This window comes from Marivirga arenosa (genome assembly GCF_030503875.2).
Lineage (GTDB): Bacteria > Bacteroidota > Bacteroidia > Cytophagales > Cyclobacteriaceae > Marivirga > Marivirga arenosa.
Genome location: NZ_CP129968.2, coordinates 222,784 through 242,249 on the forward strand (window position 1 = coordinate 222,784; position 19,466 = coordinate 242,249).

Consider the following 19,466-nt stretch of genomic DNA (forward strand, 5'->3'; position numbering starts at 1 on the left):
ACGTTTTATAGCTGATCTTGAACTTCTTCGAATCCGTATGTAGAAACTAAAGTTGCTTTAACTGCATTGATATTATCAGTAGTTATCTCATAGAAATTAGTTCCTAAAAGCGCTAATAAAGCTTCAATTTCTGTATTCGTTAATTTTTTATTTGGATTAAATTTTAAAGAATAAATAAAGGCCCATGCTTCAGAAATTACGTGATTTCTAATAGCATCATCAGCAAAGGATGCAATTCCACCATTTAAATAATGAACAGCGGTAGCTGCTGAAACTCTTTCCCATTCATTTCTAATGATTTCAATTTGCTCATCTCTGGTATCTAAATCTTTATTTGAAATGGCTGCTCTACCTGTAATGAAAGCATTCATTAAAGCTTCATTCGTATTCAATAACTCATCTCTTCCATTGGAATATTTACCCCAAAATCTAGTTCCATCATTATTGGTAGGGAAATCAGTTGGAACACCTAAGTAACCAAAAGCCTCATCCCAGTGATGTTCCATTGCTGTTCCTTCGCCCTCAATAATTTCCTCATTATCAACATCCATTTTACCTGGGCTTAGGTAAATAGAATTAGCTTGAAAATAAAAACAAGCTCCCATTAACCCTTTTTCAATTAATTGAATGTGTTCAAAACCATTTTCATCGAAGAAATATTGCGCAGACCCATCATTTGAAACAACTACTCCAGGTGTTCCATTACTACCAACTCCACCATTAGCTTCCACTGTTGCTGCTGCAAAATCTCTAATAAAAGTTTTAAATCTTGATACTTCGCCTTCTACTGTTTTATTTTCTAATTCTTTTGAATCCGCTTCATTTAAAGACGCCTCCTCAAAAGCACCATTTTCATTGGCATACATATCGAGCATTTTCTGAGCATCTAATACCGCTCCATTGTTTGCGGTTTTCATATAAACAGTAAGCTCATCTAACATATCAAGTCTTTGAGTTTGGCCCGTATAGCTTACATTTTCAAAATCATAGGTAGAAGGTACCTCATATGACAAATCATTTTCTCCTTCTGTGTTATCATCGCAGCTTATTAAAAATATTGAAGCTAATAATGTTAATCCTAGTAATCTCAAGTTTTTCATTTGTGCAAAATTAATATTTGTATTTAGATTGATTCTAATGATGACGCAAAATTAATTTTATTTAGATTGGTTACAAATAAAAACCTAAATTTATTTAGATCAGATTTAAATAAATTTTAAAACATAGGTTCAATGGCTCTCGAAAGCTTTTTTACGTAGAAAGGGAGATTTGAAAAATGGAAGGATGGAAGATAATTTAATCTTAGAAGTTTAATTATTGAGGAGTGGCAGCATAAAAAGTAGATAAATCTTTCATGCTTTTTAATGAAAGTCCGCTTTCAATATTTCCGTTTTTTTTCTGGTGACAATAGCCGATTGACAATACACAAATGAATAATACGAATAGGCTAACCATCAATCTTTCGTAAAGATTTTTCATTTCAGATTTATTGATTTGATGCAAATTTAGACTAAAATCAAGGATAAAGCGAATATATTATGATTTTTTATAGTTGTTTTATCATTATTCGAATTATTTAGTCTGTCTATTTTCTTATTTAATCATAGCAATTCCTATGATTAGTTGTAATTTTACGGCATTAATCGAAAACAGACCTACTTATGGAATATAGAATAGAAAAAGACACAATGGGCGAAGTAAAAGTACCAGCTGACAAGTACTGGGGTGCCCAAACCGAAAGAAGTAGAAACAATTTTAAAATTGGTGCTGAAGCAAGCATGCCTTTAGAAATTGTTCATGGTTTTGCTTATTTAAAAAAAGCTGCTGCTCATACTAACCATGAACTAGGAGTTTTAAGTAAAGAAAAAAGAGATCTGATTTCTAAAGTTTGTGATGAAATTTTAGACAATAAACATAATGACCAATTCCCATTAGTAATCTGGCAAACAGGTTCAGGTACTCAGTCTAATATGAATGTGAATGAGGTAGTATCAAACAGATCACAAATATTAGCAGGTAAAACATATGAAGATGAAAAAGTTGTTCATCCGAATGATGACGTGAACAAATCACAGTCTTCAAATGATACCTTCCCTACAGGCATGCACATTGCTTGTTATAAAATGGTGATAGAAACTACCATACCAGGTATTGAAAAATTAAGAGATACCTTAAAGAAAAAATCAGAAGAATTTAAAAAGGTAGTTAAAATAGGAAGAACTCACCTTATGGACGCAACTCCACTGACTATTGGTCAAGAATTTTCTGGTTATGTGTCTCAATTAGATCATGGAATAAAAGCTCTAAAAAATACGTTAGATCACTTATCTGAAATTGCACTAGGCGGTACTGCTGTAGGAACTGGTATTAATACTCCTGAAGGTTATGCTGAATTAGTAGCTAAAAAAATAGCTGAATTTTCTGGTTTACCTTTCAGAACAGCAGAAAACAAATTTGAAGCTTTAGCAGCTCACGATGCGATTGTAGAATCACATGGAGCATTAAAGCAAATTGCTGTTTCTTTAAATAAGATTGGAAATGACATTAGATTACTAGCCTCTGGCCCTAGATCCGGAATTGGCGAAATTATAATTCCTGCAAACGAGCCTGGATCATCGATTATGCCAGGAAAGGTTAACCCTACTCAAGCAGAAGCCTTGACCATGGTATGTGCACAAGTAATGGGTAATGATGTAGCCATTACAATAGGGGGTACTCAAGGTCATTATGAGTTAAATGTGTTTAAACCAGTAATGGCTGCTAATTTTCTTCAATCAGCAAGATTAATTGGTGATGCTTGTGTATCATTTAATGATAATTGTGCAGTAGGAATTGAGCCAAACTATGAAAGAATTAAAGAACATTTAGATAATTCTTTAATGTTGGTAACTGCCTTAAATACTAAAATTGGGTATGAAAAAGCGGCTAAAATCGCTAAAACAGCTCATGAAAATGGTACTCGCTTAAAAGATGAAGCAGTGAATTTAGGTTATTTAACTGCCGAAGAATTTGATGAATGGGTAAGACCAGAAGATATGATTGGAAGCCTTAAGAAACATTAAAATAGTATAATTTGGCTTTATTATAGTTATTTACTTACTTTAGTTATATAAAATAGAATTAACGGAATCATTGATATGAAAAGCAAGATCAGTTTTATCGCCATCCTTATGATTTTTTGCATGGCTTTTTCAGTTTCTGCTCAATTGAGCAAGGAAGAAAAGAAAGAAATGAAAAGCTTAGCAAAAGAGCTTAAGAAAAACCCAGAGCAAATGAAAGCTATGGTGGACGAAAACGAAAGTTTAAAAAGCTCAGTAGCAAGCTTAACTGCAGAAGTTGAAAACCTTAAAGGACAACTTAGCAATAAAAATGCTGAGATCGCAGCTGCAAAAGCTGAAGCACAAGAAGCAAAAGCTATGGCTGAAGCTCAAAGACAAAGAGCTAATGAGATGGCAAAAAAAGCAAAGGAAGCTAATAATAGCGAACCTGCAGCTTTAGATGAAAGTGGTACTTGGTTTAAAGTTCAAGTTGGCGCTTTTGAAAACATCGACATGTCTGAATACTTTAAAAACAATCCAAATTTCAGCGGTGAAGATACTGAAGAAGGTTTGCAAAGAATTACTTTAGGGAGATTCAGAGATTATTGGGAAGCCGATAAATTCAAAAAAGCACTTAGGCAAATGGGCGTTAAAGAAGCCTGGATTGTTCCATATAAAGACGGTGTAAGAGTTCCGTTAAAAGAAGTTTTAGAAAATCTTACTGCAAAGCCACAAGGCGCAGGAAATTAATATTTAAAGCTTGTTTGAAAGTGTAAGGCTATAGTTGCCTTTTAAAAATGTAGAGATGCATTAAACTTTCAAGCAAGCTTTTTTTGAATCTTAAAACATACCGTTACACATCCTTGAAATTTGATTTTTCTTTACTGCCCAATCTAACCAAAGGAGAAATTACTCAACTCCATCAGGATCACAGTATTGAAAATATTTTTATCGACAGTAGAAATATTGTTGTTAGCTATAAAAATATATTTATAGCTATTGAGGGTGAAAGACATGATGGCCACCAATTCATCCAAGAGCTTTATTCTAAGGGCATCCGAAATTTTATAATTGAAAAGGATGTAAACTATATTGAGTTTGCTGAGGCTAATTTTTTTAAAGTTGAGAGTTCTATTCAAGCCTTACAACAAATTGCGGGTAAAAATAGAGCTAAATTTAAGGGCATACTTATTGGAATAACAGGAAGCAATGGTAAAACCATTGTCAAAGAATGGTTAGCTAAGTTAATCGAATCTGTTTATTCTGTTTATAGAAGTCCTAGAAGCTATAATTCACAAGTAGGTGTACCCCTTTCACTTTGGCACATTAACGATTATCAAGATTATGCCATTATAGAAGCTGGCATTTCACAAATGCATGAAATGGAAAAGCTTGAAGCTATAATAAAACCTAATATTGGTATTTACACCAATTTAGGCACAGCACATGATGAAGGTTTTCCTAGCTTAGAAGAAAAAGCACATCAAAAAGCTCGATTATTTAAGGATAGTAAAACTATTATTTTTTGTAAAGATTTTCCAGAAATATCTAATGCTTTACATAATCTTCCCAATCTGGAAGATAAGGAATTTATAGGTTGGTCTTTTGAAGACAACACGTCCAACTACTTTGTTGAAACCGAAGAAAGAGAAAATGGAATTGCCATTAGAATACCATATAGGGAGGAGTTCTTCATTTTTACAGTGCCTTTTAAAGATTATGCATCTTTAGAAAATATAACACATTGCTTGCTATTGCTTCTTCATGAAGGCGTTCCTATCAAAATCATTCAAAATACTTTAAATGAAATCCGCCCTTTAAAAATGAGGTTAGAAACCAAAAAAGGGAAAAATAACACTTATTTGGTGGACGATTCATACAATAATGACTTAGTAGGACTGGATACTGCTTTGCATTTCTTTGCACAACAAAAACAATATCAGAAAAGAGTTTTAATCTTGTCTGATTTACTTCAAACTGGCTTAAGTGGAGATATCTTATACAAACAATTAGCCGAAAGGATTGAAAATGAAAATATTGACCAATTGATAGGTATTGGATCTGAAATTCAGCAATTAAAAAGCTTTTATCATGGTAAAATAGAACTCTTTAATTCAACTAATGAATTTTTAGATTATGAACAAACCCATCCGTTTCACAATAGTGTGATTTTAATTAAGGGTGCTAGAAAATTTGGCTTTGAAGCCATAGTTCAGCGATTAGAGCAAAAAATTCATGGAACAGTCTTAGAGATTGATCTTAATAAAATTACTCACAACCTGAACTTTTACAGATCACGGCTAAAACCTAATGTTAAAACCATGGTAATGGTAAAAGCATTTGCTTATGGAAGTAGTAGCCATGAAATCGCAAATTGGCTTGAATTCCATAATGTTGATTATTTAGCGGTTGCCTACGCTGATGAAGGAGTTATTTTACGACAGCATGGAATTAAACTCCCTATTATGGTCATGAATCCTGATCCACGCTCATTTGAATTACTTCATCACTATAATTTAGAACCTGAAATATATAGTTTTAGTTTGTTAAATGACTATGTGAATTATACCAGAAGTTTTGATTATAAAGCTAAAATCCATTTAAAACTGGATACGGGTATGCATAGGCTAGGGTTTGAACCTTTTGAAATTGAAGATTTAATACCTATTCTAAAGAAAAATCCTCATATCCATGTTTCTTCCATATTTAGCCATTTAGCTGCTTCGGATGAAGCCTCACATAATGGTTTTTCTGCTCAACAGGCTATGTCTTTTAAAAAAGCCGCTGACGATATCATCAGTTACATAGGATATAAGCCTATCCTTCACCTCTTAAATAGCCCAGGCATCAGTCGCTTTCCAGATTATCAGTTTGATATGGTGCGCTTAGGGGTGGGTCTTTACGGAATTGACACTACAGGTTTACATCCTGGTGAATTATTGCCCGTTTCTACTTTGAAAACCGTAATTTCTCAAGTGAAGCATATTAAGAAAGGAGATACAATAGGATATTCACGAAAAGGCCTAGCAATTGAAGATATGAAAATTGCTACCATATCGATCGGTTATGCAGATGGCTTCAACAGAAAGTTTAGTCAAGGAGTGGGAATGGTAAAGATTAACGGGAAATTAGCCCCAGTAATTGGCAATGTTTGCATGGACATGACAATGGTGGATGTAAGTGAAATTGATTGTGCAGCTGGTGATGAAGTTATTGTTTTTGGTGATGAGCCCAACATTACAAAAATGGCTAAATCTATTGATACCATACCTTATGAGATCTTAACCAATGTGAGTGAAAGAGTAAAAAGAGTATTTTATACTGAGTAATCAGTCTCTATTTCAATTAAACCAATCTTTTTAAAGAATACCTACTTTTAGGTATTGACTAAGTATATATTTCCTTCAATATTTATAAAAATTTTAGGGGATGAAGTTTTTCTTAGTTATATCAATAATTGCCTTATGGTGGATGCCCACTAATTCACCTGGCAATATTGATATGAAAAAAGTAAGCTTGCCATCAATATCTACACAGATAAAAAATCAATCGATTAACTATCAAAAGAATACAAGCTTAACAAAAAGAAAACTAGATCATTATGGCTATCAAGCTAGGAAAAGCTTTTTTAGATAATATTTGATATGGAAATTAATTCTAAAAACATTTTAGAAGAATTACAAGGAAATTGGAATTGTACTGAAATTAATGATAGTTCTAAGCAAGAATCAATTAATTACAGCTTCTCCTTATTAATATCTGAAAACTTAATTTCATGCAACGGTGATAAAAATGAGTACTGGCCCAGCATTTGTAATTTTGAATCTGTGGGCTCTTTAAAGGATGGATATTTTTATAGAGAAGATGGTTCATTCCTTCAAATTAAATCTCTAATTGATAATAAGTTACAAATAGAACTCTCCTTTAAAAATGAAAATGGAGATATAAATCCTGTTCTGTTTCAATTTAAAAAAGAATTGGAGGAAACTATATATTAATAAAAAAAGCAAGCTGACTAATCAGCTTGCTTTTCCTACTCAATATCTTAATTCCATTTAACTATTGGTTTTTACCCATTTAATTAGGGTTTTATAATTTACCTTTGTGCCATGCATTAATATACCGATTCGGTATATTCTTCCCGCGGTCCAAATTGTAAATAAAAAGCCAACGATCATTAATCCCATACTTAATGCTAGCTCCCATGCCGGAACACCAAAAGCAACTCTGGCCATCATGGCTACTGGTGCTGTAAATGGTATTATAGAGAGCCAAAAACTAACATTTCCATCAGGCTCAGGCATTACAAACATAAAGGTTCCTAAGAAACCTATTATCATAGGCATAGTGATAGGCATGGTAAATTGTTGAGCATCTGAAATATTATCAACCGCTGAACCCACTGCCGCAAATAACGCCCCATATAATAAATAACCTGAAATGAAGAAAAAGGCAAATACAGAAATATAATAAGCATATGGAATATCATAAACAATATTCAAGATCTCCCCTGCTTTTGAATTTTCCATTACCATTTGCTGAGTTTGCGATGTCCCATTCATACCTGACATACTCTGCTGTGCAGTTTGCATATCCGCTGGATTTAAATCGAAAAAGCTAAATACCGCTGAAGAAAGCACAAAGATTAATACTACCCAAATAGTAAACTGTAATAATCCTACAGATGCAACCCCTACTACCTTACCAAGCATCAACTGAAATGGTTTAATAGAAGAAACAATGATTTCTACAATTTTATTGGACTTCTCTTCAATAACTCCTTGCATAATTTGTGTACCGTAGATCAACACAAACATGTAAACCAAAAAGCTAAATACATAAGCAATACCATAAGCAACTCCTGCACTACTGGCTTTTTCTTCACCATCATCTGAAACATTAATGGTACTTAAGCTTATGTTCGTTTTCAGGTTTTCTAATTCCTCCTCGCTAATACCACTTTCCGTTAATTTTAAATCTCGGATTTGTGATTCGATTTTGTTTTCAAAATAAGAACTTGCCTGTAAGCTTGGGTTCTTTTTAGCGTACATTACAATGCCTTCAGGGTTTGCCAATTCAATTTGTGGCAAATAGATTAAGGCATAAGCTTCACTTTCTGTAAAAATAGTTTTAGCCTCTTCTAAGCTAATGTTAAGCTTTTCAAAAGCATACTTTTTATCATTTTCAAATTTGAAGTTATCTCCTTCATCTATAAAATATACTTTTTGCTGTTCCGCATTTTTAGATTCCTCTATGGCGAAATAGATCATTCCTCCTATAATAGCAGGAAACAATAGTGGTATTAAGATAGTAGCTAGTAAAAAGCTTCTTTTTTTAACTCTACTATCAAATTCTCTTTTTATTACTAAGCCAATTTTACTCATTAGTTCGTGTTTTAAGGTTATGCAGTAGCTAAATTTTGTTTTTCACCTTTTACCAATTGAATAAAAATATCATTGATGGAAGGGATTTCTTCTTGGAAGGATACGATTTCTACCTTTTGGTTAATCAATTCCTGTAAAAGTTGGTTTGAATTTGATTCAGCTACAAGTTTTAAGATTGATTTATGATAGCCTTCGCCTGCATCAGAAGTGTTTTCAATGTTAAATATTTCATTAGTTGAAATATTGTTTCCTTTATGGATTAGTGTAAACTGATTGGATTTGAAATTATTTTTGATTTCTGATTTTTTACCATCCAATATCTTTTCTGATCTATTTATTAAAGCAATATAGTCACACATTTCCTCTACGGATTCCATTCGGTGTGTACTGAATATAATGGTACTTCCTTTTTCCCTAAGGCTTAAAATTTCATCTTTAATCAAATTTGCATTAATAGGGTCAAAACCAGAAAAAGGCTCATCTAAAATAATTAATTCGGGTTCATGCATTACAGTTGAAATAAACTGTACTTTTTGTTGCATCCCTTTTGATAAGTCTTCAATCTTTTTGTCTAACCAATCAGAAGCCTCAAAGCGTTCTAACCAAGCTTTGATTTTTTGAACTGAATCCCTTCTTGAAAGTCCTTTAAGTTGGGCCAAATAAAGAAGCTGATCGCCAACTTTCATTTTTTTGTAAAGCCCTCTTTCCTCAGGTAAGTAGCCAATGGTTCCCACATGTTTAGGGGATAAATTTTCACCATTAATTTGAATTTGACCAGAATCAGCATTTATAATCTGATTCACAATTCGGATAAAAGTACTTTTCCCTGCTCCATTTGGACCTAGCAACCCAAAAATTGACTGTTTCGGTATTTCTAAATCTACATTATGCAGCGCAACATTTTCATGAAATGTCTTATTAAGATTGTTTGCAGTAAGTATGTTCACGTTGATAAGTTTTTTTTACAAAAGTATTTTAAAAATTAATACATACAACTAAAATTGATGTCCTTACTATTTTTCTAGATGAATGGTAGATAAATCATGATTTTAGGGACTGAACTTCTAACTCCTTCTGCTGTAGTTTTTCCTCTAAAGCAGCTTTTTCCTTTTGAACCATTTCCAATTCAGCTCTTAGTTCCTGTTCCTGTCTTTCTGTTTGTTCCTGAGTAGCTTGAAGTTCCTCCATGTTCTGCCTCATTTCCTCCTCTTGAGAATGCAACTGTTGAGATTGTTCCTGCATTTCAGCTAATAGCAATTTAGTTTTTTCATTATTCTTAATGCTATTGAGTTGCATGGCAATGTTCTCTCCCATTTCTAACATAAAATCTATTTGGTATTGCTCTATTTCTTTAAAAGAAGCAATTTCAAAAACACCATATACTTCTTCGTTCACCATTAAAGGCGTTATTAAAATTGAACGAGGGTTAGCATCCCCTAAGCCACTGGTTATATTTATAAAATTTTCTGGTACTTCTGTAAGATAGATGTAATCCTTTTCGAGATAACATTGACCTATCAACCCCTCTCCAACATTTACCTTCTGATGAATTTTCTTTTTTCGTTTAAACGCATAAGCGGATTTAAGCGAGAGTTGAACTTCTTCATTATCTTCTTTTTCATCTATTAAGAACAAAGCTCCTTGATTAGCCTCTAGATACTTTACAATAAATGAAATAATTTGATCTGTTAAAACATTTAAATCTTCCTGCTCACGTAATATAGACCCAATTTCAGCCAAGCCTTTTGTAGCCCATGCTCTCTTCTTTTCTTCCTGTTGTGCTTCTTCTAATTTCTCTAATGATTGTTCCAGTTCCTTTTCTTTCTCTAATGCTTTTTTATTTTCTACAGCAAATCTATTAGTCAATTCTTGAGCCTTATCGAATTCTTTTTGATTTAATCGCTGAAGAAATACGAATAAAAAGCCTCCTAAAAAGAATGCTCCAAATAAAACAGAATTACGAACCCAGGCTTGTTGAAATGGGGAATTATCAAAAGCTACATCAAAAAAATCATTCCATTCATGTATATATAATATCGGAATAGCCGCTATAATAAAAGCAGGTAACCAAAATCTAATCCTTTTATGATCAAACAGGCTAAAGGCTATTAATGAACCTACAATTTGAAAGGCATATACCTCCTTCATAATGCTATCCCCTGCTTGCATAATGACCGCATGTAACATACCTATAACCAATGCTGGGAGTATTGACATAATAAATCTTGTCAACAGATTGAATCTTAAATATGATAAGAAAAGATTTAGTGAATAGGCAGCAAAACCGTATAGGCAATAAGGCACTAATTCAGGTACCACTAAAGCTGCGATAACGGAATAAAAAGCTATGATTACGATTAAAGCTAAATTTAAAATATTAGCTAATTTTATTTTGGTGTTGATTGAATCTTCAAGTTTTGAATCTACCCCAAAGTCAACTATTCTATTAATGAATTTCATTTTGTAAAGAATTAAGGCTTGTTTATGCAATATAAATTGATTGTTGCTTTAATCAAAAGTATAAATACACATTGTTCTTAGCTCTGCATTAGCGCTTTTTCATATCATTCTTTAGTTTATATGTTGTAACAAATATTACAAAAACATCCTAAACAAGCCGATATAGCATTTAATCATAGAATTTCATGACGTATGTCAGGGTTTAGAAGAGAATTACCTAGCACCTTTACATCGTAATAAAAATACAAACGCCATGAAAAGTTTAATGATTATAATGCTGATAATTTTTGCACCATATGTATATGGACAGCAATTAAAAGTAAATGAGCAAAACACTCAACTCAGCATTGACGGTACTTCGACAGTTCATGATTGGACAATTGAAGCGGAAGAGTTTGATGGAACAGCAGATGTTAAAATTGAAAACAATGCTTTGCAAGCTATCAACAGCTTAAGTTTCAATGTTCCAGTGAAAAGCTTAAAAAGTGGGAAGTCTGCAATGGACGATAACACCTATGAAGCCCTAAAGGAAGATGATCACCCAATCATCACTTATAAGTTCAAATCAATGGACAATGTGAAGGTTGAAGGCAACACCACTACCATGGATACTAAAGGCATACTCACCATAGGGGGCGTAAGCAAAACAGTAAACATGAAGGTAAAAGCGGATACTAAAAATGGAATCGCTTTTAATGGAGACATCACTTTTAAAATGTCAATATTTGAAATTGATCCTCCTACTGCAGTTTTCGGAACCATAAAAACCGGAGATGAGGTAACCATAAAATTTAATGCACAATACAACTAAATAAGATAACCTATAAATAAAAGAAGCCATGAAAACTTTTTTAAGATTTACGATGATTGCCCTATTAATGGGATTTACACAAGTACTATTCGCACAGAATAGTAGAAACCTACAGTTTTTCCGACCAGTTGGCCAAGATGGATTAAATGTATTCGAGACTGGTAAAGCTGATTCCATTGAATATGATGGAGTTAAAGTAAGAGTTGGTGGTGATTTTGCCATGCAATTTCAAGGACTAAGCCAATCAAATGCTGCAGAAGCTGGATCTGGTTTAGAATTTAAGGATTTAAACAACAATTTCAATTTACCTACTGCTAACTTCAACTTAGATGTTCAGATGTATGATGGAGTAAGATTACACTTACGTACTTACCTATCTGCTCGTCACCACGCTGAAGCATGGGTAAAAGGTGGACACTTACAAATTGATAAATTAGACTTCATCAGTGAAGGTTTTATGGAAGGTTTGATGGAGTACACTACCATCACAGTAGGTTTGGATGAGTTCAACTATGGTGATGCTCACTTTAGAAGAACCGATAATGCAAGAGCTATCTATAACCCATTTGTTGGTAACTATATTATGGATGCCTTCTCTACTGAAGCTTTCGGTGAAGTAACAGTTCAGAAAAACGGATTAATAGCGGTTGTTGGTTTAACCAATGGTAACTTAAACCAAAATGTAACAAGAGGCACTGACAATAAACCTTCTTTTTACACTAAATTAGGTTTCGACAAACAAATCAGTGATGATTTCAGAGCACGTTTAACCGGTAGCTGGTATGTAAATAGTGGTACAAGTACAGGTACTTGGTTATACGGTGGTGACCGAGGTGGATCTAGATACTACAATGTATTGCACACTACTGGTAATCCAGATTTAGGAGTTGATGCTCAAGGAGGTGACTTCGATGGTAGATTTAACGCAAGATTCGCTAAGTTATCTGCGATACAAATCAACCCATTCATTAAAGCAGGAGGATTTGAGTTCTTCGGAATTTATGAAGTAGCTAGCGGCTTAAGCGAAGGCGATGGTGCCATGACTCAAGTAGCAGGTGAAGCCCTGTACAGATTTGGAGCAAATGAAAGATATTACGTAGGTGGACGTTACAACACTGTAAATGGTAAAATGAACGAAGCAGCTACTGAGGATATGAATATTAGCAGATTGAACTTCGGTGGTGGTTGGTTCTTAACCGACAACATCATGACTAAAGTGGAATATGTAAACCAACAATACAATGGTGATGCATGGACTGGAAGATTTGCTGGCGCTGAGTTTAATGGTGTGATGGTAGAAGCTGTTATTAGTTTCTAATTCGAACAGCTTGTTTAGTTAAAGAGCGATGGAGCAAAGCTTCATCGCTTTTTTATATTCACATAAAGTATTAAATAGTTGATATATTGAAAGTTACAACTTAACTTATGAATTCAACCCCATGAAAAGTTTACTTTTAAATATTGTAATATCGCTATTTAGTTTTAGTTGCTTATTTGCTCAAATTGAACAAAAACGTATTAAAATAAATAGTGAAAATTCATTCGTAAAAGTGCATGGTAGCACTAATGTAAATGAATTTAGATGTACTTATTCCGCTGAATTGCCAATTGAAGAACTCGAAATTACCTATCAACAAAAAGGAGAAAATTTTATTATTAAGCATGAGGCTCTTTTTTTAAAAGTCATCAACTTTACTTGCCCAAACAGCCAGATGACCGAAGATTTTCACGATCTACTCGACTATGAGCAATATCCTTATATCATTTTTCAAGTTCAGAAAATCATAAATCATAACACTGCCGAAATCATAATCGAAATGGCTGGTGAACAAAAAACTTACTTTGTTGACATCCAAAATAATTTTCAAGACAAACTATTAGCCTGCACTACCACCATGCAAATCTGCATAACTGACTTTGGCCTTAAAGCTCCAGAGAAATTCTTCGGAATGGTGAAAGTCAATGAAAATATTGAAGTAGATTTTAAAATAGAAATGAATATTAACGATAACTAATATTATAGAATCAAGAGTCTAGATACTAGGATCTAGACTCTTACAATCTATTTTTAAAATCCTAAACAAAGAAAGCTCCCATTTAATAGGTTTTCTTTATTGTAATTGAAACGTTCCTCCTCTGTATTGCCTTTGTATATTTTACCACCTGCAGCTTCAAGTATAGCTTGGCCAGCACCTGTATCCCATTCCATAGTAGGTCCATGACGGTAATAAATATCTGCTTTACCTTCAGCCACCATGCAAAACTTCAAAGAACTTCCTTTAGAAATGCTGTCTTTTACATCATATTTTGCTAGCAACTCATCTTCTTCAGGAGATGCATGGGAAGCACTTCTTACGGCAATTCTATCCGAATTCTTTTGGTTGACTTTCAGCTGTGTTTTTTCTCCCCCTACTTCTTTGAATGCACCTATTTCGCTACCGTAGTAAAAAGTATCTGTAGCAGGAACATAAATCACTCCCATAATTGGAAAATGATTTTTTATCAAGGCAATATTAACCGTGAACTGACCATTTCTTTTGATAAATTCTTTTGTCCCATCCAAAGGATCCACTAACCAAAAAGTATCCCATTCTTTACGCTCTTCATAGGACATCTTTTTACCCTCTTCTGATAAGATTGGATATTGAACAGAAAGCTCTTCCAATCCTTTTTTGATCACTTTATCTGCCGCCTCATCTGCCAAGGTTAAGGGACTATCATCCGCTTTATAATCTACTACCTGGCTAAGGTCTGCATCAGCATAAATTTTCATGATGGCAGCCCCAGCATTTAAAGCTATTGCCTTTACTTCTTCTACTAAATTTTCAATTTGCATAAGTGAACTAATGAATTTCAATTCCAAAGTGGAATTTCCAAATTTTTTTTTATTAAAAATCCTCCTCTATTAGCCTACAAACCCAATAGAGTTTAAATATTTTTGGGAAGCTGCAAAATTACGCAACAAATGCTTATTAGTATAATTTTATCCTATTAACTTTGCCAAAAATTATATGAGTTTGGAAAATATTTATCCCATATTCGATACTATACTTAGCCGCTCGGATAAAGAGAAAATGCTAAATCAAAAGTCTATCGTCATCTGGATGGTGGGCTTATCGGGTTCAGGCAAAAGTACCTTAGCTAGAGCATTAGAAAACAGCTTACATGAAGAAGGCTATTTAACACAGCTTTTAGATGGTGACAATATGCGAACTGGTATTAATAATAACTTAGGCTTTAACCAGGAAGATAGGACTGAGAATATTCGAAGAGCGGCAGAAACCGCTAAGCTATTTATGAATGCAGGTTTGGTAACTATTTGTTCTTTCATTAGCCCTACGGAAGATCTTCGGAAAATGGCAAAGGAAATCATCGGTGATGGATATGTAGAGGTATATGTAGATTGCCCAGTTGAGGTCTGTGAAAAGAGAGATGTGAAAGGCTTATATGCCAAGGCCAGAAAAGGAGAAATTCCAGATTTTACGGGTATCAGTGCTCCTTTTGATGAACCCAGTGCTCCAGATGTTGCAGTAGACACTGCTAATCAAAGCTTAGAAGAAAGCCATCAGCAATTAGTGAAGGCTATAATCGAAAAAATAAAATATTAAAATAGAATAAAAGATATGTCATCTTACAATTTATCACACTTAGATCAGCTAGAGTCAGAAGCTATTTACGTTTTTCGTGAAGTAGCTGCTCAATTCGAAAAGCCGGTTATCCTTTTTTCCGGTGGAAAAGACTCTATTACCATGGTGCATTTAGCGAAAAAAGCTTTTTGGCCAGCTAAAGTCCCTTTTCCATTATTACATATCGACACGGGTCATAACTTTCCGGAAGCTCTAGAATTTCGTGATAATTTAGCAGAGCGATATAATGTAAACCTTGATGTTGGCTTAGTGCAGGATTCTATTGACCGAGGAACAGCAGTAGAAGAAAAAGGGGTAAACCCTAGTAGAAATACGCTACAGTCCATCACACTCTTAGAGAAACTGGAAGAAGGTCAGTATGATGCCGCTTTCGGTGGTGGCCGTAGAGATGAGGAAAAAGCGAGAGCTAAAGAAAGGTTCTTCTCCCACAGAGATGATTTCGGCCAGTGGGATCCTAAAAATCAACGCCCGGAATTGTGGAATTTATACAATGGTAAAAAAGCACCAGGTGAGTCATTCCGTATTTTCCCCATCAGTAACTGGACAGAAATGGACGTATGGCAATACATCAAAAAAGAAAAAATTGAATTGCCTAGTATTTATTTCTCTCACAAAAGAGAAGTAGTAAACAGAAATGGTGTATTAATCGCTAAATCTCCTTACAATACTTTATTAGAAGGAGAAGCATACGAAGAGAAAATTATCCGATACAGAACTTTAGGTTGTATGACGATTACAGGTGCTGTAGAGTCTGAAGCAGATGATTTAGATAAAATCATTGAAGAAGTAGCGGCTGCAAGACAAACGGAAAGAGGCGGAAGAGCTGACGATAAGCGATCGGAAGCAGCAATGGAAGAAAGAAAGAAACAAGGATATTTTTAGAAGTAGATCTTAGATTTAAGAATCTAGATTCTAGACTCTGGATGCTAGGTTCTTCTCCAACAAAATTGATACAGTTATTGAAAAGACATTTATAAATGCAAGACACTAAAGAACAAAACACTACAGACACTGCGGGTTACTTAGACATGGACCTATTGCGTTTTTCAACTGCAGGAAGTGTTGATGATGGTAAAAGTACCCTGATCGGTAGATTGATGTACGATACAAAATCAATCTTTGAAGATCAGATTGAGGCCGTAGAAAAATCAAGTAAAAATCGTGGTGACGAACACGTTAACCTTGCTTTATTAACTGATGGTTTGAAAGCCGAAAGAGAGCAAGGAATCACCATTGATGTAGCGTACCGTTATTTCGCAACTCCAAAAAGAAAATTCATTATTGCAGATACTCCGGGTCACGTACAATATACTCGTAATATGGTTACGGGTGCCTCAAATGTGAACTTAGCCATTATCTTAATTGATGCAAGAAAAGGAGTAATTGAGCAAACCAAAAGACATTCTTTCATTGCCTCTTTATTACAGATCAAGCATGTAATTGTTTGTATCAACAAAATGGACTTGGTTGATTATAAAGAAGAAGTATTCGAGCAAATCAAGAAAGATTATTTAAGCTTTGATGCAAAACTTGAAATTCCAGATATCCGATTTATTCCGATCTCTGCCTTAAATGGGGATAATGTAGTAGATAAGTCTAAAAATATGGACTGGTATCAAGGTCCTTCCTTATTATGGACATTAGAAAATGTACAGGTTGCATCCGATCGAGATTTAATAGACGGTAGGTTCCCCGTTCAATGGGTAATCAGACCACAATCTGATCAGTATCATGATTTCCGAGGCTATGCAGGTTTAGTAAGCGGTGGAATTTTCCGTAAAGGAGAAGAAGTAGTGGTTTTACCCTCTGGTTTTACCACTAAAATCAAATCCATAGAGACCATGGATGGGGAGTTGAAAGAGGCCTTTCCACCTATGTCAGTTACGATGACCTTAGAAGATGATATTGACATCAGCCGTGGAGATATGCTGGCTAAGGTAAATAATCAGCCAACTAAAGCACAAGAAATTGAATTAATGGTATGCTGGCTAAATGTTGATCCCCTAAAATTAGGAGGGAAATATACCGTGAAGCATACCACAAATGAGGCTCGAGCGATCATTAAAGAAGTGAAATATAAGGTGAATGTAAACACTTTAGAAAAGAATGAAGAAGATAAAGCTGTAGGAGCAAATGATATTGCCAGAATCACAATCAAAACTGCTAAGCCTTTATTATTTGATTCTTACCGAAAAAATAGAAATACTGGTTCTTTAATTATCATAGATGAATTCTCACAGCAAACAGTGGGAGCCGGAATGATCATTTAAGGAAAGAATATTTAGGAGCTTTTCTATTGTGTACGATTGGAAAGCTCCTTCCTTTTGAACCTACAGGATAAAAGCACTATGAACCCTCTAAAAACCTTCCTCCTCATTGCTTCTATGAGCGTTTACTTTTTATGCCCACAATCTATAATCGCTCAAAAGAATCATAATAACTATACACCTTTTATGTTTACCAGCTCCATTTTTATGGAGGGGAAAGAGCCAAATGAGCAAACAATAGACAGCATTTTTCAATTGCAAAGCGCACTCAGCTCACTGGACTTGGAAGAGATTAAATATTGGAATTCTGCCTACCCTAATTATAGATGGCATCAACTTTTAATGGACATTAGCAATGCACATAAGGGCCATAAGAATGGGGCAAGGGTGGTTATTATGCATTTAGCTATTTATGATGCCTTAGCAACCATAAACAATTATTCAACTGATAGAACTAGCAAAAGGCCTTTTGAGCTAAACCCAGATGTAAAATTGTTTGCTAAAAACAAGAATACATCTTCACTTTGCGAATGGAGTGCAGCAGCAGGAGCTGCTTCTCAAATCATTTCCTACTACTTTCCAGATCAATCATATAAGGTGGACAGTTGCCTTCAATCTTTCAAATTAAATCGCTTGAGAAGCGGCACCCTATATGCGAAAGAAATTAATGCAAGTATTGAGGTGGGAAAAAAGGTTGCCGCTCAATATATAGCTTACGCTAAAACTAATCGGACAGCAGATACTTGGGAGGGAGAGGTTCCTATTGGAAAGAATAAATGGAAAGGCATACCGAGCAAATGGGATCCTATGAAAGCAAAATGGAAGCCTCTAACTTTAGATAGCAATGATCAATTCAGGCCGGGGCCTCCACCTTCAGACTGGGAAGCTGAAATGCAAGAATTAAGGGAATTCCAAGAAAATCATAAGCGAAGTAACATTGCCTGGAAGTGGCGCACCGAACCCGTTTGGGATGACCTTCTAGAACGAAAAATTTTGGAATATGACCTTAATCCTATGCAGGCCGCCTATGCCTCAGCTCTTTTTCATGCCTCCAGATATGAGGCTACCATTGTCGCATGGGATGGAAAATATCATTACTGGACTATCCGTCCATTTCAATACGATCCAGGGTTTAAACCGTATTTAATCGATACTCCTAACTTTCCGGGCTATCCTGCTGGTCATACTACGGTAGCGGGTTCAGTTGCTGAAGCCTTAAGTTATATCTTCCCTCTTGATCATAAGGAGTTTGAATTATTGGCAGAAGAATGTTCAGAATCTAGATTTGAAGGTGGAGTACATTTCAGAACCGATAATGAGGTAGGACTTGAAATTGGCTCTCAAGTAGGCGAATTTGTGATCAAGCGATTCCAAAAACTTAGTCCTCGCTAAGCTGATTTACGGCCTCCCAAACTAAATCGGCCTCAAATCCTTTTTGCAATAAATAGCGTACTGTTTTCTGCTTTTTAATGTAGAGGTTCTGCTCTTTTAAAGCATCCCATTTCTTTTCCACTAAGCTAGTAATGGTGTCTTCATAGGCTTGAGGGTCTATCTCTTTCATACCCATTTTAATGCAATATGATGATATTTTCTTTTGCTCCAGGCCTTGCTTTATTTTAAGCTTTCCCCACTTCTTTAATTTGAAATGACCCCTTACATAGCTTTGAGCAAAACGCTCTTCATTCACAAAGTCTTCAGAAATTAACCAGGATAATACTTCCTCCACTTCATCACCATACAAACCCCATTCGTACAACTTATCTCGTACTTGCTGTTGACTTCTTTCCTGACCAGCGCAATATTTTGCCCCTCTGGCTTTTCCCTCTTTAATAGTATATATTTTCTGTTTTGCCATTAGC

The 19,466-nt window shown here is 34.7% G+C and carries 19 protein-coding genes; 12 read left to right on the forward strand and 7 right to left on the reverse strand.

Annotated features, from left to right (window positions below):
* Positions 1 to 5: 5 nt before the first annotated feature.
* Both QYS47_RS00980 and QYS47_RS00985 read right to left on the reverse strand, forming a co-directional pair.
* The gene (locus QYS47_RS00980) at positions 6 to 1,100 is read right to left on the reverse strand and encodes a DUF4856 domain-containing protein (RefSeq protein ID WP_322347389.1); all 1,095 of its coding nucleotides are present in this window, start codon (positions 1,098 to 1,100) and stop codon (positions 6 to 8) included.
* Between the two features lie 214 nt (positions 1,101 to 1,314).
* On the reverse strand, positions 1,315 to 1,479 hold the full coding sequence (locus QYS47_RS00985) for a hypothetical protein (protein WP_302128544.1): 165 nt from the start codon (positions 1,477 to 1,479) through the stop codon (positions 1,315 to 1,317).
* Between the two features lie 182 nt (positions 1,480 to 1,661).
* Between QYS47_RS00985 and fumC the strand changes: the two genes are divergently transcribed.
* The 5 genes from fumC (at position 1,662) to QYS47_RS01010 (ending at position 7,036) form a co-directional block, all read left to right on the forward strand.
* Positions 1,662 to 3,062 (forward strand): class II fumarate hydratase, encoded by a 1,401-nt coding sequence (gene fumC / locus QYS47_RS00990; protein WP_308358195.1) that lies wholly within the window; start codon positions 1,662 to 1,664, stop codon positions 3,060 to 3,062.
* Positions 3,063 to 3,137: 75 nt separating this feature from the next.
* Entirely contained in the window at positions 3,138 to 3,788 is a 651-nt protein-coding gene (locus tag QYS47_RS00995) for an SPOR domain-containing protein (protein ID WP_302128543.1), read from the forward strand.
* A gap of 83 nt (positions 3,789 to 3,871) precedes the next feature.
* Positions 3,872 to 6,367 (forward strand): bifunctional UDP-N-acetylmuramoyl-tripeptide:D-alanyl-D-alanine ligase/alanine racemase, encoded by a 2,496-nt coding sequence (locus QYS47_RS01000; RefSeq protein WP_322347390.1) that lies wholly within the window; start codon positions 3,872 to 3,874, stop codon positions 6,365 to 6,367.
* Between the two features lie 100 nt (positions 6,368 to 6,467).
* Positions 6,468 to 6,674: a hypothetical protein gene (locus QYS47_RS01005; protein WP_322347391.1), complete on the forward strand. Its 207-nt coding sequence runs from the start codon at positions 6,468 to 6,470 to the stop codon at positions 6,672 to 6,674.
* A gap of 8 nt (positions 6,675 to 6,682) precedes the next feature.
* Positions 6,683 to 7,036, forward strand: a complete 354-nt coding sequence (locus QYS47_RS01010) for a hypothetical protein (RefSeq protein ID WP_322347392.1) — start codon at positions 6,683 to 6,685, stop codon at positions 7,034 to 7,036.
* 57 nt (positions 7,037 to 7,093) lie between these two features.
* Here QYS47_RS01010 and QYS47_RS01015 read toward each other — a convergent pair whose 3' ends face one another.
* The 3 genes from QYS47_RS01015 to QYS47_RS01025 all read right to left on the reverse strand — a co-directional run bounded on the left by QYS47_RS01015 (position 7,094) and on the right by QYS47_RS01025 (position 10,882).
* On the reverse strand, positions 7,094 to 8,422 hold the full coding sequence (locus QYS47_RS01015; protein WP_322347393.1) for an ABC transporter permease: 1,329 nt from the start codon (positions 8,420 to 8,422) through the stop codon (positions 7,094 to 7,096).
* 17 nt (positions 8,423 to 8,439) lie between these two features.
* Positions 8,440 to 9,369, reverse strand: a complete 930-nt coding sequence (locus QYS47_RS01020) for an ABC transporter ATP-binding protein (protein ID WP_302128538.1) — start codon at positions 9,367 to 9,369, stop codon at positions 8,440 to 8,442.
* A gap of 94 nt (positions 9,370 to 9,463) precedes the next feature.
* Positions 9,464 to 10,882 (reverse strand): GAF domain-containing protein, encoded by a 1,419-nt coding sequence (locus tag QYS47_RS01025; protein ID WP_302128537.1) that lies wholly within the window; start codon positions 10,880 to 10,882, stop codon positions 9,464 to 9,466.
* Between the two features lie 253 nt (positions 10,883 to 11,135).
* Here QYS47_RS01025 and QYS47_RS01030 point away from each other — a divergent pair, with 253 nt between their 5' ends.
* The 3 genes from QYS47_RS01030 to QYS47_RS01040 all read left to right on the forward strand — a co-directional run bounded on the left by QYS47_RS01030 (position 11,136) and on the right by QYS47_RS01040 (position 13,708).
* Entirely contained in the window at positions 11,136 to 11,693 is a 558-nt protein-coding gene (locus QYS47_RS01030; RefSeq protein ID WP_322347394.1) for a YceI family protein, read from the forward strand.
* Between the two features lie 28 nt (positions 11,694 to 11,721).
* Entirely contained in the window at positions 11,722 to 13,011 is a 1,290-nt protein-coding gene (locus QYS47_RS01035; RefSeq protein ID WP_322347395.1) for a hypothetical protein, read from the forward strand.
* Between the two features lie 121 nt (positions 13,012 to 13,132).
* Positions 13,133 to 13,708, forward strand: a complete 576-nt coding sequence (locus QYS47_RS01040) for a YceI family protein (protein WP_302128535.1) — start codon at positions 13,133 to 13,135, stop codon at positions 13,706 to 13,708.
* 53 nt (positions 13,709 to 13,761) lie between these two features.
* Here the strand turns inward: QYS47_RS01040 and cysQ are convergent, their stop codons facing one another.
* The gene (cysQ, locus tag QYS47_RS01045; RefSeq protein WP_322347396.1) at positions 13,762 to 14,529 is read right to left on the reverse strand and encodes a 3'(2'),5'-bisphosphate nucleotidase CysQ; all 768 of its coding nucleotides are present in this window, start codon (positions 14,527 to 14,529) and stop codon (positions 13,762 to 13,764) included.
* Positions 14,530 to 14,704: 175 nt separating this feature from the next.
* On the opposite strand from cysQ, the gene cysC reads away from it, so the two are divergent.
* From cysC to QYS47_RS01065, 4 genes are all read left to right on the forward strand, one after another.
* On the forward strand, positions 14,705 to 15,301 hold the full coding sequence (gene cysC / locus QYS47_RS01050) for an adenylyl-sulfate kinase (RefSeq protein WP_322347397.1): 597 nt from the start codon (positions 14,705 to 14,707) through the stop codon (positions 15,299 to 15,301).
* Positions 15,302 to 15,316: 15 nt separating this feature from the next.
* Entirely contained in the window at positions 15,317 to 16,222 is a 906-nt protein-coding gene (gene cysD, locus QYS47_RS01055) for a sulfate adenylyltransferase subunit CysD (protein WP_308358182.1), read from the forward strand.
* A gap of 95 nt (positions 16,223 to 16,317) precedes the next feature.
* Positions 16,318 to 17,610: a sulfate adenylyltransferase subunit CysN gene (cysN, locus tag QYS47_RS01060; RefSeq protein WP_322347398.1), complete on the forward strand. Its 1,293-nt coding sequence runs from the start codon at positions 16,318 to 16,320 to the stop codon at positions 17,608 to 17,610.
* Between the two features lie 78 nt (positions 17,611 to 17,688).
* Positions 17,689 to 18,999: a vanadium-dependent haloperoxidase gene (locus QYS47_RS01065; RefSeq protein ID WP_322347399.1), complete on the forward strand. Its 1,311-nt coding sequence runs from the start codon at positions 17,689 to 17,691 to the stop codon at positions 18,997 to 18,999.
* On the opposite strand, the gene QYS47_RS01070 is transcribed toward QYS47_RS01065, so the two are convergent.
* Positions 18,986 to 19,462, reverse strand: coding sequence for a regulatory protein RecX (locus QYS47_RS01070; RefSeq protein ID WP_302128527.1), 477 nt, complete (start codon positions 19,460 to 19,462; stop codon positions 18,986 to 18,988). The genes QYS47_RS01065 and QYS47_RS01070 overlap by 14 nt on opposite strands.
* Positions 19,463 to 19,466: the final 4 nt, after the last annotated feature.

Excerpts from the sequence above, each read along its gene's own strand:
- QYS47_RS00980 (WP_322347389.1), bottom strand. The coding sequence starts at position 1,100 with ATGAAAAACTTGAGATTACTAGGATTAACATTATTAGCTTCAATATTT.
- QYS47_RS00985 (WP_302128544.1), bottom strand. The coding sequence starts at position 1,479 with ATGAAAAATCTTTACGAAAGATTGATGGTTAGCCTATTCGTATTATTC.
- fumC (WP_308358195.1), top strand. The coding sequence starts at position 1,662 with ATGGAATATAGAATAGAAAAAGACACAATGGGCGAAGTAAAAGTACCA.
- QYS47_RS00995 (WP_302128543.1), top strand. The coding sequence starts at position 3,138 with ATGAAAAGCAAGATCAGTTTTATCGCCATCCTTATGATTTTTTGCATG.
- QYS47_RS01005 (WP_322347391.1), top strand. The coding sequence starts at position 6,468 with ATGAAGTTTTTCTTAGTTATATCAATAATTGCCTTATGGTGGATGCCC.
- QYS47_RS01010 (WP_322347392.1), top strand. The coding sequence starts at position 6,683 with ATGGAAATTAATTCTAAAAACATTTTAGAAGAATTACAAGGAAATTGG.
- QYS47_RS01015 (WP_322347393.1), bottom strand. The coding sequence starts at position 8,422 with ATGAGTAAAATTGGCTTAGTAATAAAAAGAGAATTTGATAGTAGAGTT.
- QYS47_RS01025 (WP_302128537.1), bottom strand. The coding sequence starts at position 10,882 with ATGAAATTCATTAATAGAATAGTTGACTTTGGGGTAGATTCAAAACTT.
- QYS47_RS01030 (WP_322347394.1), top strand. The coding sequence starts at position 11,136 with ATGAAAAGTTTAATGATTATAATGCTGATAATTTTTGCACCATATGTA.
- QYS47_RS01035 (WP_322347395.1), top strand. The coding sequence starts at position 11,722 with ATGAAAACTTTTTTAAGATTTACGATGATTGCCCTATTAATGGGATTT.
- QYS47_RS01040 (WP_302128535.1), top strand. The coding sequence starts at position 13,133 with ATGAAAAGTTTACTTTTAAATATTGTAATATCGCTATTTAGTTTTAGT.
- cysQ (WP_322347396.1), bottom strand. The coding sequence starts at position 14,529 with ATGCAAATTGAAAATTTAGTAGAAGAAGTAAAGGCAATAGCTTTAAAT.
- cysC (WP_322347397.1), top strand. The coding sequence starts at position 14,705 with ATGAGTTTGGAAAATATTTATCCCATATTCGATACTATACTTAGCCGC.
- cysD (WP_308358182.1), top strand. The coding sequence starts at position 15,317 with ATGTCATCTTACAATTTATCACACTTAGATCAGCTAGAGTCAGAAGCT.
- cysN (WP_322347398.1), top strand. The coding sequence starts at position 16,318 with ATGCAAGACACTAAAGAACAAAACACTACAGACACTGCGGGTTACTTA.
- QYS47_RS01065 (WP_322347399.1), top strand. The coding sequence starts at position 17,689 with ATGAACCCTCTAAAAACCTTCCTCCTCATTGCTTCTATGAGCGTTTAC.
- QYS47_RS01070 (WP_302128527.1), bottom strand. The coding sequence starts at position 19,462 with ATGGCAAAACAGAAAATATATACTATTAAAGAGGGAAAAGCCAGAGGG.